This is a genomic window from Photorhabdus tasmaniensis (genome assembly GCF_011189505.1).
GTDB classification, from domain to species: Bacteria; Pseudomonadota; Gammaproteobacteria; order Enterobacterales; family Enterobacteriaceae; genus Photorhabdus; species Photorhabdus tasmaniensis.
In genome coordinates, this window is record NZ_PUJU01000075.1 from 1 (window position 1) to 16608 (window position 16608).

The 16608-nt window shown below is 39.8% G+C and carries 16 protein-coding genes and 2 pseudogenes; 7 read left to right on the forward strand and 11 right to left on the reverse strand.

The annotated features are described in order from the left end of the window. Positions 1-5: 5 nt before the first annotated feature. On the reverse strand, positions 6-197 hold the full coding sequence (locus C5471_RS21520; RefSeq protein ID WP_166296382.1) for a hypothetical protein: 192 nt from the start codon (positions 195-197) through the stop codon (positions 6-8). Here C5471_RS21520 and C5471_RS24055 point away from each other — a divergent pair. Beyond that, positions 112-321, forward strand: coding sequence for a hypothetical protein (locus C5471_RS24055; RefSeq protein WP_133813540.1), 210 nt, complete (start codon positions 112-114; stop codon positions 319-321). The two genes, C5471_RS21520 and C5471_RS24055, sit on opposite strands and share 86 nt — an antisense overlap. A 1203-nt stretch (positions 322-1524) precedes the next feature. On the opposite strand, the gene metC is transcribed toward C5471_RS24055, so the two are convergent. Continuing rightward, a complete protein-coding gene (gene metC / locus C5471_RS21525) occupies positions 1525-2718 on the reverse strand; it encodes a cystathionine beta-lyase (protein WP_133813541.1) in 1194 nt (397 codons plus the stop codon). Between the two features lie 353 nt (positions 2719-3071). Here metC and exbB point away from each other — a divergent pair, with 353 nt between their 5' ends. Both exbB and exbD read left to right on the forward strand, forming a co-directional pair. Continuing rightward, on the forward strand, positions 3072-4040 hold the full coding sequence (exbB, locus tag C5471_RS21530; protein ID WP_133814232.1) for a tonB-system energizer ExbB: 969 nt from the start codon (positions 3072-3074) through the stop codon (positions 4038-4040). 3 nt (positions 4041-4043) lie between these two features. Then, positions 4044-4469: a TonB system transport protein ExbD gene (exbD, locus tag C5471_RS21535; protein WP_133813542.1), complete on the forward strand. Its 426-nt coding sequence runs from the start codon at positions 4044-4046 to the stop codon at positions 4467-4469. Between the two features lie 107 nt (positions 4470-4576). Here exbD and C5471_RS21540 read toward each other — a convergent pair whose 3' ends face one another. The 4 genes from C5471_RS21540 to argH all read right to left on the reverse strand — a co-directional run bounded on the left by C5471_RS21540 (position 4577) and on the right by argH (position 8385). Further along, positions 4577-5692 (reverse strand): ImmA/IrrE family metallo-endopeptidase, encoded by a 1116-nt coding sequence (locus C5471_RS21540; protein ID WP_133813543.1) that lies wholly within the window; start codon positions 5690-5692, stop codon positions 4577-4579. A gap of 10 nt (positions 5693-5702) precedes the next feature. Next, on the reverse strand, positions 5703-5831 hold the full coding sequence (locus C5471_RS24945) for a hypothetical protein (RefSeq protein WP_278250185.1): 129 nt from the start codon (positions 5829-5831) through the stop codon (positions 5703-5705). A 231-nt stretch (positions 5832-6062) separates the two neighbouring features. Continuing rightward, on the reverse strand, positions 6063-6713 hold the full coding sequence (locus tag C5471_RS21550) for a LysE/ArgO family amino acid transporter (RefSeq protein WP_133813544.1): 651 nt from the start codon (positions 6711-6713) through the stop codon (positions 6063-6065). Positions 6714-6888: 175 nt separating this feature from the next. Then, positions 6889-8385: an argininosuccinate lyase gene (gene argH / locus C5471_RS21555; RefSeq protein WP_133813545.1), complete on the reverse strand. Its 1497-nt coding sequence runs from the start codon at positions 8383-8385 to the stop codon at positions 6889-6891. Between the two features lie 165 nt (positions 8386-8550). On the opposite strand from argH, the pseudogene C5471_RS21560 reads away from it, so the two are divergent. Continuing rightward, positions 8551-8946: pseudogene (locus tag C5471_RS21560) on the forward strand (PTS sugar transporter subunit IIA); the annotation flags it as partial. Positions 8947-8964: 18 nt separating this feature from the next. On the opposite strand, the gene C5471_RS21565 reads toward C5471_RS21560, so the two are convergent. After that, a complete protein-coding gene (locus C5471_RS21565) occupies positions 8965-10149 on the reverse strand; it encodes an MFS transporter (protein WP_339959316.1) in 1185 nt (394 codons plus the stop codon). A gap of 178 nt (positions 10150-10327) precedes the next feature. Between C5471_RS21565 and C5471_RS21570 the strand changes: the two genes are divergently transcribed. Then, on the forward strand, positions 10328-11224 hold the full coding sequence (locus C5471_RS21570) for a LysR family transcriptional regulator (protein ID WP_242688812.1): 897 nt from the start codon (positions 10328-10330) through the stop codon (positions 11222-11224). A gap of 14 nt (positions 11225-11238) precedes the next feature. Here C5471_RS21570 and C5471_RS25405 read toward each other — a convergent pair whose 3' ends face one another. The 3 genes and pseudogenes from C5471_RS25405 to C5471_RS21580 form a co-directional block, all read right to left on the reverse strand. After that, positions 11239-11397 carry a hypothetical protein gene (locus tag C5471_RS25405; protein ID WP_422630934.1) on the reverse strand — a complete coding sequence of 53 codons (159 nt, stop codon included), beginning with the start codon at positions 11395-11397 and terminating at the stop codon, positions 11239-11241. Then, positions 11396-11816 (reverse strand): annotated as a pseudogene (locus C5471_RS21575) (thiolase family protein); the annotation flags it as partial. The gene C5471_RS25405 and the pseudogene C5471_RS21575, both read right to left, overlap by 2 nt. Beyond that, positions 11767-12042, reverse strand: a complete 276-nt coding sequence (locus C5471_RS21580; protein WP_133813546.1) for an SDR family oxidoreductase — start codon at positions 12040-12042, stop codon at positions 11767-11769. The gene C5471_RS21580 and the pseudogene C5471_RS21575, both read right to left, overlap by 50 nt. A 653-nt stretch (positions 12043-12695) precedes the next feature. Here C5471_RS21580 and C5471_RS21585 point away from each other — a divergent pair. Together C5471_RS21585 and C5471_RS21590 are read left to right on the forward strand one after the other, a co-directional pair. Then, positions 12696-14450 (forward strand): GH39 family glycosyl hydrolase, encoded by a 1755-nt coding sequence (locus C5471_RS21585; protein ID WP_133813547.1) that lies wholly within the window; start codon positions 12696-12698, stop codon positions 14448-14450. A 261-nt stretch (positions 14451-14711) separates the two neighbouring features. Then, positions 14712-16412 (forward strand): GH39 family glycosyl hydrolase, encoded by a 1701-nt coding sequence (locus C5471_RS21590; RefSeq protein WP_133813548.1) that lies wholly within the window; start codon positions 14712-14714, stop codon positions 16410-16412. Here the strand turns inward: C5471_RS21590 and C5471_RS21595 are convergent. Continuing rightward, a partial coding sequence (locus tag C5471_RS21595) for a transposase (RefSeq protein WP_207627231.1) occupies positions 16388-16608 on the reverse strand: 221 nt, incomplete at its 5' end. The two genes, C5471_RS21590 and C5471_RS21595, sit on opposite strands and share 25 nt — an antisense overlap.

Below are 16608 nucleotides of genomic sequence, written 5' to 3' on the forward strand. Positions count from 1 at the left end.
TGATTCTAAGCGTACGGGACGGGTAGGCTGGGAAAGACTCTGGGAGGGCTGGTTCCTGCTGCAAACTCTGGTGGACGGTTACTTGCTGGCCAAATCGGTTGATCTGGAGATGTGACTAAGAGACAGGGCGCAACCGGGGCGGCATGTAACGCCCCGACTCGGGCAATCCGGGTAATAATCTCATCACCAAGTGACATATTTCACCTCCTGTCAACTCATCCGGCGGCCTGGAAGCTGTCGATAACCGCCAGTAACGCTTCGCGCTGGCCGGTCGGCAATGTGTTTGGCACTCGATGGCCTGGGTTGATTTTTCTGGAATGACATCACGCCTCCTTAAATTATTCATGAGGATATTCAACGCACAGACCCTCGGTCCGGCGGTTTTTTGCGTGTAGTCAGCAAATAATCAAGGGGTCAAAGGGACCGCCCTGAAGAAAAGCATTAAGGCAATGAGGTTGCTAGCAGTCTGTTGCTGATAGTCTTGTTGATAACCGTCATTGAGCACATCAAACAGGTAATCTGGGCTGCTATGCCATGGGTTACCTCAGAGAGTAAAGACAAAGAATGAATAGTTTTGCTTATATAATATCTGAGCGAAAAAATATAACAAAAAATGTACGGTGTCGCGGCTATTTGATTGGTGAATATCCGATTAATTTTAAAAATGTGATGTAGATCACGATTTTTTTGTGGTGCGGTTGTCACGCAGTTAGCGCTTCAAGCCTAACAGGCGAGAGTGGGATGGTATTGCCCAATGTTGCATTAGTGTTGCCATGAATCTGTTTGAGTTTTTCCTTGTTCATCCGTAAGCAATCAGGCAATTTGAAACTGGCGTGAGGATCCAATGTGTCGTTTTACCGCCACGATATGGGGTTAATTTATTGATTAAATAAGATTTCAAAAGAGTAGATCACTGGAGGGAACTCAGTCCGATTTTGACGATCTGATTAATCGTCACAAATCACCAAACGACCAGCGTTATGCCTATCATCGCATCGATACTCTGAAATGAACGACGTGACACGGAACCACTGTTGTCAATTTATGTGGCACATGTAAAGGTATTCATGGAACGCTGCATCATGACAACAGCAAAAATCGGGAAGGGTAAAAATGGGTGTATCACTATTATGAAAACCTATTTATCAACGACAGTGAAAGATTGGGCTGATTAATTAGCGAGAAAGGTTATAACGATTAGATGGATATTTTGGCGTTAACAGAGCGCGAAAATAGCTTGAAAAATAACGATATGAATTTATTTTAAATTAAAGGCATAAAAGAGAGGGAGAGTTTAAATCAAATCGTAGAAAAGAAAAGCGTCTGGCGTGGTTAAAGTGGTGTAAAGCAAGTACATCACCGGAAGAACTCAACACTTGGGAATGAATGCATATTTTGAACCTATTATGTTGATTTAATGATCTTTCTAACAAGGTGTAATGCAAATGCATTGTAATGACAATTGATTTATATTGCCTTTAAGTGTTGAGATTTTCAGTTTATTACTATTAGATAACGATAAGATTAATCAGCAAAAATTCGACTAAACCCCTCTGCTAAATCATCAATCAAATCCTGAATATTCTCCAGCCCGACATGCAGTCGGAACAGGGTGCCTGTTTTTTGTGGGGAATTGTACTGGCGTATCGTTTTTATCTCTTCGGGTTGATAACCCAGGATCAGCGATTCGAAACCACCCCATGAAAATGCCATTTTAAAATGGTGAAAATTATCCAGATAATTTGAGAATTGCGGGTGTGTTAATCTTTCTTTCAATTGAAAAGAGAACAGGCCATTACTGCCGCTGAAATCGCGGATGAAATTGTCATGGCCGGGGCAGGAGGGTAGGGCCGGATGATAGACTACTGCAACCTCGGATCTTTGTTGCAGCCACTGTGCTATCTCGATACTGCTTTTTTCATGCTGTTTCAGGCGAATTGCTAAAGTCCGCAACCCGCGATTTGCCATATAAACAGTATCAGCATCGGCTATCTGTCCCATCAAATAGGAATTTTCTCGCAACTGCACCCAACAGCGCTCGTTAGCGACAGCAATACCTAACATAGCATCCGAGTGACCAATAATATATTTGGTACCGGATTGAATTGAAATATCAATGCCGAACTCCAGTGCTTTAAACAGCACACCCGCCGCCCAGGTATTATCGATCATGATGACAATATCTGGATTGACTTGCCGTACCGCGCGGACAATCGCCGGAATATCCTGTACTTCCATGGTTATCGAGCCTGGAGATTCAAGAAACACCACTTTGGTATTGGGCTTAATCAGTTCAGCAATCTCCTCACCAATCATCGGATCGAAATAATCGGTAGTTATATTCATTCGTGACAATATCTTGTCACAAAAGCCTTGTGTCGGGTCGTAAGCTGAACCAGTCAACAGAATATGATCGCCGGCGGCGGCAAAAGAGAGAATGGCGTTGCTGATCGCGGCGGCACCAGAAGGATACAGCGTACAGCCTGCGCCCCCTTCCAGTTCAGCCATGGCTTCCTGAAAAGAGAAATGGGTCTGCGTGCCACGCCGGCCATAAAACAGTTCGCCATTGGCGCGGTTGTGTGTCGCCTGTCTTTTGGATGCGACAGAATCGAAAATCACAGATGATGTTCGCTGAATAATCGGATTGACGGCACCTTGCGTAAATTTACGGTTTCTGCCCGCATTGACCAGTGAAGTTTCCAGTTTTTTTTCTGTCATGATCCATTGCCATCTTAATTTCAAAATTTGAAATGGTGTAAAAAAAGAGAGTTAACACGTTAAAAGATTTAGTCCTTTTTGTACAAAAGGATTAAGCCAACTTGACGAAAATTCATCTGATTACCGGTGTGTGAGGTTTCTTTGACTTGATTTTGTGAAAGGGTGACACTTTTTTATTAAACAATAATGATAATTACTATCAAATCACTTAATGTTTGATATCATCAGCCTTCATTTTCATTCAATTTGGTGAAGATGAGTTAAGACTCAGCGTAAATAAGGTTAGTGAGATGACGAAAGGTAATTCACTGCTAAATAACAAGGTTTATAAGAAAGGGAGTAAAGGCCAACTGATGCGTAATTTGACTGCTTCAATTATCTTGGCGTTCGGGCTGGCAGGTTCAGCGTTGGCTGATACAACACCCGCATCTGCAACAGATAACAGCACCACGACCAAAACCGCACAGATTGCAGCACCTGCTGCGGCTACCTCAACCACTTCGGGTACAACGGCACCGCCGGCAAATCAGGTTGCGCCACAAACTGCACCCGCAACAGACGCTACCCAAGTGACTCCGGTTGCCACTGATATTGCTGCCCCTAACGTTTCAGCCGATGAAACCAATCCTTCCAGTGGTTTTGCTACCGATTTGTCTATCTGGGGCATGTATAAGAACGCTGACGTTGTTGTTAAGACCGTGATGATTGGCTTGGTGATTGCTTCTGTTATTACTTGGGCGTTGTTCTTTTCAAAAGGTGTTGAATTGTGGGTTGCCGGTCGTCGTTTACGTAAAGAGCAACTAGCTTTGGCGGAAGTTAAGAGCCTTGATCAGGCTGCGGAAATTGCAGAAGGTTTCAGCAAACTCAGTATCAGCCGTTTACTGCTGAGTGAAGCACAGGCAGAACGCCAGTTATCTTCTGAAAGTATTGATCTGAATAGTACAAAAGAACGTGTTTCTTTCCGTCTGGAACGCTCAGTTGCGGCTATCAGCCGTCATATGGGGCGTGGTAACGGCTATTTGGCTACGATTGGCGCGATTTCTCCTTTCGTTGGTCTGTTTGGTACGGTGTGGGGGATCATGAACAGCTTTATCGGTATCGCACACTCACAGACAACTAACCTCGCTGTTGTGGCACCGGGTATTGCGGAAGCATTGTTAGCGACCGCGCTTGGCTTGGTAGCGGCGATTCCGGCCGTTGTGATTTACAACATCTTTGCCCGTATGATCGCATCTTACCGTGGTCAGGTTGGTGATATGGCGGCACAGGCATTATTACTGCTTGGCCGTGATCTGGATTTGACAAATAGCAAGACAAGGTGATTTATGGCAATGCGTCTTAATGAAGATTTGGACGATAGCGGCGAATTGCACGAAATCAACGTCACACCATTTATTGACGTGATGTTAGTGCTGCTGATTATCTTCATGGTAGCGGCACCACTGGCAACCGTTGATATTAAAGTGGACTTACCCGCGTCGTCGGCAAAACCGCAACCCCGTCCTGAAAAACCGGTATTCCTGACGGTTAAGGCTGATCGTCAGCTTTACGTCGGAGATCAACAGGTCGATCACGATACTCTGGCGGCGGTGTTGGATCAGACAACCCAATCCAATAAAGAGACAACCATTTTCTTTCAGGCGGATAAAACCGTGGATTATGAAACACTGATGAGTGTGATGGATGCTCTACGTAAATCGGGCTATCTGAAAGTGGGATTGGTGGGAATGGAAGCGGTTTCACCGGGTTAGTTATCACGGATCCTTCCACTAAATAACCGCGCTGGAAAGCGCGGTTGAGATTAAAGTGATAATGGGTTCGTGTAATGAGAGCCTGATTTGATCAGGGTAGGGAATAATCACGCTATTTTGGATCGATATGAAAACATTGAAATGACGTTCACAGAATCGGTCTGATTCTTGAGCTCATAGAGTGAACTATTGTTAGCCAGTTCAAGCAGCATTGGCACTGTAATTTTCAAACGTTTGGCTAGTGCTTCAATATCGATACAAACATCATTAATAAGCACTTTTATTGCTCGATGAAATAATTCAGGTTTCTCATGGGGAATAAGATAATCCTCTTTCTCCTCGATAGCTTCGCCCTTGCGTTTAAGCCCCAAAAAAGCCGTTTTGTATTGAGTATCGGTTAAAAGAGAAAGCTGATGTGCCCGATAAATAATCGCTGCTTTACTTACCTTCCAGGTTAATTTGAACTCACTTAGACCTCGCCAGTTAATTCTCCCGCCTATCGGGGCGGGGAAATATTTAGCCATTGCACTTCGTGGTAAAAGTAGGGCAGAGGCAAATTGGTTGGCTTGAGATTCGGTTACTCTATCACCAGTAGATATTCCTCCGTGTAGCACGAGATGTCCAATCTCATGTGCAATATCAAACCGTTGTCGGCATGGTGACTTTTTGGCTGTATTTCTGACAATGAAAGGCCGATCTAATGGAACGGATAACGCGTCAACATCATCAGATACTGAGTCAAATGAGGTAACAAATGCACCTAGCTTTTCAGCCAGGCGTGTCACATTTTCAATTGGCCCAAACCCTAATCCCCAATCAATCCGACATCTTTCTGCTGCTCGTTCAACTTCTTCCGGGGAGTTTGCTTTTAATTCGGGAAATAACACTGGGGGTAAATTGAGGTTTTCTTCGAAAACGACGATTAATCGCCTATATAACTCAGCCTTTGCAAGTGCTGCTAATTTTGTTGCTACTCTAATTGCACTGCGTTTACGGAAATGAACGATCTCCTCGTTCACAGGAGATTGCTCTTGGGTTTCAAAAAACGTAGGAGTGACCTGCAATACAGTCGCTAATTCATTAGAAAGTTCATTAGTTGGCACAGCAAAGCCGGATTCCAGCCGCTGAATATATTGGCGGGTTTTATTAACCTGCTCAGCCACTTGCTCAAGAGATAGCTCGTGATACAGACGAGCTAACCGCAAATTGGAACCATTGAACACTTTTCACCTACTACTTGTTGTTACGCTTGTTTTCCCTGGATTTATCAGTCACAGCAGCACTGATAGGATCCAATTCGATTGTTACCGCAGATGGCGGTGTGTTGTCTGTAGAATGCTGCTCATAAGTATGATCTAGCACATTGAGTAATTCTTTTGCAATAATACTTAAACGTTCTTCACTTAACTATGGATGGAATTCCCAAGGGTAGCGGATGTTTGGCATTTGCTGTTTTCTCTAAGAGTGCAAAAATTCAGATTTGTCAATCTTGATCTTGGTGCAACTTTCTGATTTTGTCAACCCAACATTATTTCAATAGTTTCTTTAATGCATCTCAAATTGAGCTAATCACACTGATGTTGATAGCCCGCTTTATAAAATTGCAGAATTTTCATATAAACCGTAGGCAATCAGAAACATAACCAAAGCGACGATGAAATCAAAAATTCTGGCTACTTTTATATTCTGAAAAAAGCGTGACGCAAATTTAGCGCCAAGGCCGGTCAGAATGAACCAGAAAAAAGAGGCCGCAGAAGCGCCGAGTATAAAACTGAATCTTGCTTCTAAGGGTAAACGTGATCCTATATTTCCAAGGATCAGAAAAGTATCAAGATAAACATGAGGATTGAGAAGCGAAAAGGCCAGCGTAGTCAAAAAGACGCTGGAATTTTTTGCCTTATGAATAGCTGATGATTTCTTATTGACATCTGCAACTGCATTCTCCCATCCTTTAGGTGCGCTGGATATTGCGTTGATGAAAGAAAGCGTACCGTAATATAACAAAAAGAGGATACCAGCCCATCGTGCAATAAACACGAAATTGGGAATTGTCATCATCAGTGTGGACATAAAGAATGTTCCCATGATGATTAATAGGCTGTCACAGGTGGCGGCTGTGACAGCAGAAAGAAGTACATTTTTCTTCTGTAGTCCTGTCTTGATGATATAAATATTTTGCGCACCTATCGCAATAATAAGACTCAGACCTATGAAGAATGCTTTTGAGGCGACATTGAGATCCATAGTTTAATATGACCCGAATTTGAATTTAATTGGTAATTCTGCATAAGCAATGTTTTGAGCACCAATAAACGGGTAATCAGGTGCGCTATACCGGAAAATATGCAGGTAACTACTTGGTATCATTGATGAAGCCTCTTTGGATTTATGTTGTATTAGATATTGTATGATTTTGAGATTATCCTCCTGTTATCGTTTTTAATTGCATATCTTTGGCAATTTTGAGCGTTGCATTCTCGGCATTGTGAAGAACTTGTGATTTGTATTCGAGCCTGGATTGAAAACTCTTTAATTCTTGCTGCAATTTCTTAATCATTTCCTTTACCCTATCCGGGCCTGTAGAACCTGCGCTGCATTGTCTTTCCATAACTTTAATAGGAGAAACACAATCATAGATTTCTTTTTCAGAGAGTGTAATTGATTGTTGGGCAAGAAATTCGCGGACAAAAGCGGTATTCCTCATATCCATTGTTTTAGTGGATAATTTTTGGGTGAGTAAACCGGTAAGACGATGTGCTTCTCTGAAAGGCAGGTTTTTTTCTCTTACAAGATAATTTGCCAATTCTGTGACTGTGGAAAAGTTTTTCCAGCATAATTCTTCAGCGCGATCAGATTTGTATTCAGAATTTTCAATATGTTGATGCAAGATGCTGGTGGTATTTTTTATGATATCAATCGCATCCCATAACATAGGTTTGTCTTCTTGCAAGTCGCAATTGTAGCCAAGTGTGACTCCTTTAACCATAGTTAATAATTGCATTAACACGCCATATATTCGGCCTACTCTTCCTTTAATGAGTTCTGCAACTACAGGGTTCTTTTTTTGGGGCATAATAGAACTTCCGGTGGCGAAAGTATCATCAATGGTTAACAGTCCAAATTCATGACTATTCCAGATAACGATTTCTTCCGCCAATCGGGAGAAGTTACTCATCAGTATTGCAAAAGTAGATGCAGTTTGAAGCGCGAAGTCACGGGAACTTGTCGCATCCAGGCTATGTATTAATTCACGATCAAATCCTAATAGTTTTGATGTCATTTCCCTGTCTATTGGGAATGAGGTTCCTGCCAGGGCACAGGTGCCCAGTACATTTAGGTTTGTTACATTAAAAGCAGATTCTAAACGTTCTAAATCGCGCAGGAACATGCTGGCGTAACATGAATACCAGAAAGCTAAACTAATAGGTTGTGCGGGTTGAAGATGTGTATAGCCAATAGCGATCTTATGTGTACATTCGTCAGAAAGTTTGAGCAGAGTATTAACAAAAGAATAAAGGCTTTTTTGTATATCAAGCAGTTCAGCCCTGAGATACATACGGGTATCGGTGACGACCTGATCATTTCGCGAACGGGCAGTGTGAAGGCGACCACCGTATTCTGAGCCAATCTCACGGATAACCAAGCTTTCAATGTTTAAGTGAACATCTTCAAGTTCAGGATCTAAAGTCAGCGTTCCCTGCTCATTTGATTCATAGAGTTTGAGAAGAGCGCTGAATATTTTTCCAGTCGCTTCTTCTGAGACGATTTCACAATTGTTGAGCATCGCCAGATGAGCCATATTTCCCCAGATATCGTAACGAATAAGCCGGGAATCAATATCTGTTGTCAGGGTGTATTTAAGAACACTGCGATCAATTTCTTTCGAGAAGCGACCACCCCAAAGTTTTTCAGCCATAAAAATCTCTCCTTACACCATTAGTTCATTATTAAGACCTTTATTTTCCAGATAGATTTCCAGCTCTTTTTTAGTAAATAACTTAGGTTCCCATTTTTCTTGAGTTGTTGGCAATTTCTCTCCGTGAAAAATATTTATGCAAATATCGTTAAAAGAAAAATGACGCAGAGAGCGCTATTTAAATGTGTTTGCAAAAAACTGGAAACGGATGGCTATGTGACTAAAAATTTCTATTTCTCGCTGATTGAACGAGAATCTATTGTATCAACCCTACTGGGAGGAGGGATTGCATTACCTCATGCATTGGGATTATTGGCAAATAAAACCGTGGTCGTGACCATATTGGCACCGCAAGGTATTGAATGGAATAAAGAGAAACAAGAAACGGCTAACGTTATTTTTCTGCTGGCTATCAGTAAAGCAGAATATGAAGAGGCTATGGCAATTTACGATCTGTTTGTGACTTTTTTGCGTGAGAAAGCAACCAAAAGATTATTGAATAGTAAGAGTTTTCATGATTTTCAAATGATAGCAAAAGATAGCTTGGGACGCAGTGTATAAAGCTATTTCTAAGCGCAGTTATACTAGACGTTTCGTGCCAAACAGAACCAAAATAGTTGCTAATAGTGCACATCCGCCGCCGCTGAGAGCGACACCACTCCATGAAAGATGCCAGGCTGCTATTGCTCCCAAAGAGGAACCCGCTGCGCCACCGGCGAAATAGCATGTCATAAAAACAGTATTCAGTCGGCTTCGGGCATCAGGTAGTAAAGTATACAGCCGCGTTTGATTCGCCACTAAACCAGCTCTGCTGCCAAGATCCAAGAAAATAATACCCGTGAATAAAAACAGAATGCTGTGACGGGTTCCACCAATCAGGCATAAGGCCAACGTCACCAATAAAGCGCCAGTAGTAACAACAGCTCTTCCCCCGAAACGATCCGTCATTGAACCCATTGTTGATGAAGCCAACATTCCAGCAATGCCCGTCAAGCCAAAGAGACCCACGATGTCACTACCCCAGCGATAAGGAGGTTGGGAAAGCAATAAGGCCAGAGAGCCCCAAAGCGTATTAAAAGCAGCAAACAACAAAAAACCGGATAAGGCGGCTTCACGCAAAAGGGGCTGTTGTTTAACTAGTTTGCCGAGTGAGGCAAGAAGTTGACCATAAGCCATAGTTTGTGGTGCTGCCGTTTCTGGAAGAACAAACCAAACCAAAAAAAACAGGAACATATCTATTAAAGCTGCCAGTAAAAACATTTCACGCCAGCCGAAATGCTCTCCGACTGCACCACTCAGTGTTCTGGCAAGTAGTGCTCCCGAGAAAAGGCCACTCATCAGATTTCCTACAACCCGACCACGTTTTTCTGGCGTTACCCACCCGGATACTGCCGGAATGATAATTTGTGCTGAAATAGAGGTTAGTCCTAATATCAGGCTACTGGTCAGAAACCATATAAAATTCGGTGCGGCGGCACATAAGATAAGGCTGGTTATATTGCCGGTTAGTAGGCAGAAAATAAGCTTGCGACGACTTAATGTATCCCCAAGAGGGCCAAAAAAGAAAAGCCCCGCAGCGTAACCAATTTGCGTCAATGTGGCGATCCAACCGGATGTTGCTCCATCAATGCCAAAGCTTGTGCCTATTGCCGGCAATAATGGCTGGTTATAATAAAGATTAGCCACAGCAAAACCGCAAGCGGCAGATAACAACATGAGAGAAATAGAAGAAGTGGGATCTTGTTTGATTGCTGTGTTTGACACGAAAACCTCCAGCATTTGATCTGTATTACCATAAAAGAATTCTGCCACTATCTCAAGATTGCGGGAATAAAGACGGCAAGCGAAATTGCTTTGCATGAAATGCAAAATTGATAGCGCTATCAAATTCCATACCTTGCTTGTAATATCAGATACGTTTAAGTATATATAGGTAAAATATATGATGAAAGATTTGCTACGTACCGATATTTTGGCAACATTCGTTAATGTTGCTCGTTCACAGAGTTTTTCTGCTACTGCTCGTCTACAGGGTATGGCAGCTTCATCTATTACACGTCAGATAGACAGCCTTGAGCAGATATTGGCGGTAAAACTTTTCTTGCGTTCTACCCGTGGTTTATCACTGACTGACGCAGGAGAGATTTTGTTTTCAAGAGCGCAAGATATTATCAATAATCTTGTCGATATCCAGGCTGAGTTAGCGGCTTTGAATGGAGAACCGCAAGGGGTACTACGTGTTGCCTGCCTGCCAACATTTGGGCGTCACCATATAATTCCTATGTTGGAAGAACTATTCACCCAATATCCCAAAATTCAGGTTGAACTTGATCAAACAGAGCGTTTGACTGATCCCGTCAGGGATCGTCTCGATGCGGTTATCCGGGTTGGTGAATTAAAAGATAGCTCGCTTTACTCAAAATGGATCGCCACACAGACTTGGGTTGTGTGTGCCAGTCCAGGTTATATCCAGAAGTATGGGGCTCCGACAACACTTTCTGAGTTATCTAACCATTATTTGCTTGATAAACGTCATGATCCTGCTGGTATTTGCTGGTCACGCTATCAGGATGCTATCAATCTCAGCAATGAGAACAGAATTTTTCGCAGTGATGACTTTGACACATTGAGAATGGCCGCCGTCACTGGGTTTGGAGTAGGGCTTCTTCCTAACTGGGTTGTTTCGTCGGATATTCGTTCTGGAGGGCTTGTTGCATTATTCAATGATCCTGATGAACGTAAGAATGGTATCTATTTATTACGGGCACTTGCGCACCCGCCAGCAAAATTAACGGTATTTATATCACTATTGCAGGAGTGGCTTGCCAGGGAGATTTAGCGTTAGAAGAGTGATCAAACTTTCTCAAGGATCATTGCGATTCCTTGTCCAACGCCAATGCACATAGTACATAAGGCCAGTTTTCCTTGTTGGCGGTGTAATTGATAGATGGATTCCAGAAGAGTTTCCCGCAGTAATTGTTCCTTTTTCTTTTCCGATTGGCTGTAATGCAGCTAGTGCTTCTAACGATGTTTGTCTTGGATGTTCGTCCTGAGAGAAGGCTATGATATTGCCTGCTTTACCAGATAGAGTAACTGGAATAATTTCATCTTTGAAAAAACCACTTATTTGTGCCTTTAATGCTCGTTGTTGACTTTGTAAAGCAAATTTGTCTTGAAATAGCGTAACGTTCAGCAAGATTCTCGGCAGTTTCTGGCATTGTGTGGATGCCATATATTGCTTCCATTCGAGGATTAATAAATCTCCATCCCATCGTCGTGTCTTCAATTTTCATATTTCGGGCAAAATTTTTATGTGCTTTTCCCATGACATAAGGGGCCCGTGTCATATTTTCCACCCCTCCAGCAATTATCAAGTCTGCTTCACCTGATTTGATAATTGCTGCATCGCATATATAAGCTTCTATCATCATTACTTTCTCCTATTTCTATCTTAGAGGAGTCTTCCAGATTGTACTCATACATTATTGAAAACTTTTTATATGCTTCTTCGAGCCTTTTGATTGGGCTATTGAACTTATCAACCTTACGAATTACGACAAAGATCTTTTCATATGATTTGCTTTTCATCAATTCGTCAAGCATATATGCACCGATAAAACCTGTTGCACCAGTCAATAAAGCATTTTTCTTGGCCATCACCTATTGTTACCTCATTATGTGTGAGTTTCATACTTCATACTTCATTCTTTTTTTAACTTTGTAAATGTATATTTAACGTATAAGTGCTTTGCATCAAATGCAAAAATACATTTCACATACATTAACTGTTTGGTGCCTTATTATTGCCTAATGGTTTTTTGTATAGATAATAAAATTAATAGTGCTATTATTATGAATATTGCTTGGTAATGGATAATTTAAAATCTAAAAGTATTTTATTAAACAATTAACATGCTAAGTATATTTATAGCGAATGTTGGTTATTTTAAATAATATATTCATTGGTAAGATTTTATGACTACATGGTTTTGCTTTATGCTATTTTATTGTTAATATCGATTTTTTCTGGGAACTTTATTTTTGTAATTATTTTAATGCTGATGTTATCAAGGAAATTACAGTGTTGTTCTTATTTTTGTTGATAATTATATTAATGTCATTAATTGGTTAATGAAATGAATTTAAAGTAATAGTTGATAACTTTAATGCGTAGTTAAAATAGATATTTAACCATTATCTAAGCATTCGCCTCATTTATTATTATTGAATTGTCATAGGGATATATTTATTCTCTGATGTTGTTTTTGATTTATAAATATATAATCTATTAATTAATATAGAGATTTATTATGACTAAAATTTTTTCTTTTAATAAGAATTGTCGAGATTTATCAGCTGGGCATAACTCGCTTCTTAAGGAAGTTAATGGTGTGAATGGGCTGCCTAAATCTCTGGTGCCTGGCTTCCCTGATTTAGATGATCAGTTTAATCAGATGGGAATCAAACATCTCCGGCTTCATGATGGTTTTGGTATTGGCGATATGGATAACTATTTCCAGGTGGACAGAAAAAATAATCAAAACCAAATGATTATCAATGTTCCAGAGGAAAATCACCCAGAGGCTAAAAAACTTGTCGCTGATATTGCAAATGTCAGAAGCATTTTTCCCAATGCTGCTATTGGGATGAGAAATCATGATGTCAATCTTGCATTAAAAGATGCTAATTATAAAATGACGGATGATTATTTGTGCGATGTTCTGAATAATCAAGCAGATCTGAATCCAGATAATATTCAGCGCCAAATCATGTTTCGTATCGGGCGTTCTCTTGATGGCGGTTATGAAATACCAGAAGACTTTGATATTTATGCAAAATTGGTTAAAGCTTTGGTAAATCGTTATGCTATAAATTATGCCAATATTGGAATGCCGAAAAAAATAATTTATTGGGAGGTTTGGAACGAGCCTGACTTACTATTTTTTTGGAATAGTGATGATCCACAAAAATATTATGCATTATATGAAAAAGTAGTGAGAGTGATTAAGGCTGTTGATCCCGATGCTAAAGTCGGTGGTGCTGGAATTTCGTTTAGTAATAATGCAGGAGGTGATTATATTGATGGATTTTTCCGATATTGTAAGAATAATAATGTACCGTTAGATTTCTTTTCTTGGCATGGGTACGTTGACACTGGAGACCCGCAAAATATTATTGATATGGGTAATACGATTCAAAAAAGTTTGCATACTTATGGCTTTACCAAGACAGAAAGTATTTGTACTGAGTGGAATTCCAGTCCTTTTGGGTCGAGAAATACATTTACAAAAGTGCAGAGCCCTAAAAATGCAGCATATATCGCTTCATCGCTTATTTATATGCAATATACGAAAGTTGACTTGGCACATTATTACCGGGGGGATGGCCTATCTTTTGGCTTGTTTAATAATCAACCTAACCCTAAAAATCCAAATATCAGAAATTTCTGTACCTATTCAGCTCAATCTTTTGGTCTTTTTGCTAAAGTGTTAAAAACACCTTATATATTGAGTGGTCATAAAGATTTTTCAACCGGTTTAACAGTTTTGGCGACCGAGAATGAATCAGGTAATAAAATTAATATTCTTGCAGCAAATTATAAAGTAGATAAGAGTTTTTCAGATGGTAATGTAGCACCAGTTCCTGCGGATTTATATCGACAATACTATTTTGATAGCAGACGATCATTGGACCAATTAACGGATACCTATAGTAAAAATAAATGGTTTGGTGGTGTTGATCCCACTACAATTCATCATAATAATGCAGTAGTACAAAATGCCCCTGTACAACAGATTCCGCTTGATACTCTTTTGAGACCTAAAAGTCGCGATTATACTGATAGTGACCAAGGTGTTACTGTGGTGATTGATCATATTGGTTGTAAAGAAGTGAAAGTTAAAGCATACCGTATTCAAGAAGGAGGATCTTTGGAACGAATACGACCACCAGAAGTAACTAACCAGATTACTGTGTCTATATCTAATAATAAATTAACATTAGTGGATAAAATGGCAAAACCTTCAACGGTGACACTATATTCATTAGAACTAAGTCATTATTAGTTCTTATGAAATGAAAATATTATAGTAAGTTATTTATTATATTGTTAAGTGGAAAATAAAATCATTGTAATTATGTGCAAGATGTTTGTTTTAATTAATAGGCTCTAGAATGGGCCTTTTTTAATAATGAATGGTTGTCATAAATATATTTAATTCAGAATCCATGCAATGCCTATTATTGGTGGTTTTCGTGTTGTTTTTATATTCAATTATTTTGTTGATTTATAGAATGTAATTTCTTGATTAATATAGAGGTTTTTTATGACTAAAATTTTTTCATTCAATAAGAATGATCGAGATTTATCGGCTGGGCATCATTCATTGCTTAAAGAGGTTAATGGCTTGAATGGTGTACCTAAATCTTTGGCACCTGGCTTTCCTGATTTAGATAATGAGTTTAATCAAATGGGAATTACTCATATCCGGCTGCATGATGGTTTTGGTATTGGCGATATGGATAATTATTTTCAGGTGGATAGACTAAGTGATCAGAGTCAAATGATTGTTAATGTTCCAGAAGAAAATAAACCCGTAGCGAAAAAGCTACTTACTGATATTTCAAATATCAGAAGCATTTTTCCCTATGCGGCTGCTGGGATGAGAAATCATGATATTAGCCTTGCATTAAAAGAGGCTAATTATAAAATGACTGACGCTTATCTGCGCGATATTATGGATAATAAAGCAGAGTTGAATCCCTGTAATATTCAGCGGCAAATAATGTTTCGTATTGGGCGTTCCGGTGAGGGGGGCTATGAAATACCACAAGATTTTGATATTTATGCAATATTAGTGGGCACCTTGGTGAATCGCTATGCTTTAAACTATACCAGAATCGGTTTGCCGAGTAAAATAACTTACTGGCAGGTTTTGAATGAACCTGATTTACCTTATTTCTGGAATAGTGATGATCCTAAAAAATATTATGAATTATATGAAAAAATTGCAAGAATAATTAAAGCTGTTGATCCTTCCGTCAAAGTAGGTAGTGCTGGTATTGCGTTCGTTAATAGTGAACTGGAAGATTATGTTGATGGATTCTTACGATATTGTAAAGATAATGATGTACCGTTAGATTTCTTTTCTTGGCATGGATACGTTATAACAGGAGATCCGCAAAACATTATTGACGTTGGGAATGCAGTTCAACAAAGTTTGAATACTTATGGTTTTACCGATGTAGAAAGTTTTTGTACTGAGTGGAATTCCTGCCCTATTGGGACGAAAAATACATATACAAAAGTGCAGAGCCCTACAAATGCGGCATATATTGCTTCCACGTTGATTTATATGCAATATATCAAAGCGGATAGAGCTTATTATTATCGGGGTGATGGCTTATCTTTTGGTTTGTTTAATAATCAATCTAGTGCTAAAAATCCGTGGGTTAAGAATTTCTGTACGTATTCGGCTCAGTCCTTTTATCTATTTTCGCGAATGTTTGAAACACCTTATATTTTAAGTAGTAATAATGACTTTTCAACAGGATTAACCGTTTTGGCAACCGAGAATGCAGAAGGTAATAAAGTTAATATCCTCGCTGCAAATTATAAAGTTGATAAGAGTTTTGCCGATGGTTATTCGGCACCTGATTATTTATATCAACAATATTATTTGGATACTAGCCGATCATTAAATAAATTAACGGATACCTGGAGCAAGAATAAATGGTTTGGTGGTGTTGATCCGACAACAATTCATCCTGATAATGCGGTAGTGCAACATGGTCCTGTTAAGCAACTTTCGGATGATAATATGTTGAGAGCTAAAAGTCGTGATTATACGAATAGTGACCAAGGCGTTACCGTGGTGATTAATCATATAGGTTATAAAAAATTTAAAGTTAAAGCATACCGTATTCAAGAAGGCGGAGGGTTGGAGCAAATTTTACCACCAGAAGTGACCAGTCAAATTAATGTGTCTATACCCAAGAAACTTCAAGATGCAGTTTTTAGTACCTGAAAATGGTCATTAATTCTAGATGTCAGCGAGTTCGCTATATCAGGTAGCGTTGTGGTGAAAAATTTGAATACTTTGTCTCGAAATTCATGTTTATCAGCGAAATAACGGTTATTTCGAACATGTTCATTCATGACCTTCCATAATCGCTCTATCGGGTTTAAATTGGGGCTATAGGGAGGAAGGTAATGTAACTCAA

Excerpts from the sequence above, each read along its gene's own strand:
- C5471_RS21520 (WP_166296382.1), bottom strand. The coding sequence starts at position 197 with ATGTCACTTGGTGATGAGATTATTACCCGGATTGCCCGAGTCGGGGCG.
- metC (WP_133813541.1), bottom strand. The coding sequence starts at position 2,718 with ATGACAGAAAAAAAACTGGAAACTTCACTGGTCAATGCGGGCAGAAAC.
- exbB (WP_133814232.1), top strand. The coding sequence starts at position 3,072 with ATGCGTAATTTGACTGCTTCAATTATCTTGGCGTTCGGGCTGGCAGGT.
- exbD (WP_133813542.1), top strand. The coding sequence starts at position 4,044 with ATGGCAATGCGTCTTAATGAAGATTTGGACGATAGCGGCGAATTGCAC.
- C5471_RS21550 (WP_133813544.1), bottom strand. The coding sequence starts at position 6,713 with ATGGATCTCAATGTCGCCTCAAAAGCATTCTTCATAGGTCTGAGTCTT.
- argH (WP_133813545.1), bottom strand. The coding sequence starts at position 8,385 with ATGGCTGAAAAACTTTGGGGTGGTCGCTTCTCGAAAGAAATTGATCGC.
- C5471_RS21570 (WP_242688812.1), top strand. The coding sequence starts at position 10,328 with ATGATGAAAGATTTGCTACGTACCGATATTTTGGCAACATTCGTTAAT.
- C5471_RS21580 (WP_133813546.1), bottom strand. The coding sequence starts at position 12,042 with ATGGCCAAGAAAAATGCTTTATTGACTGGTGCAACAGGTTTTATCGGT.
- C5471_RS21585 (WP_133813547.1), top strand. The coding sequence starts at position 12,696 with ATGACTAAAATTTTTTCTTTTAATAAGAATTGTCGAGATTTATCAGCT.
- C5471_RS21590 (WP_133813548.1), top strand. The coding sequence starts at position 14,712 with ATGACTAAAATTTTTTCATTCAATAAGAATGATCGAGATTTATCGGCT.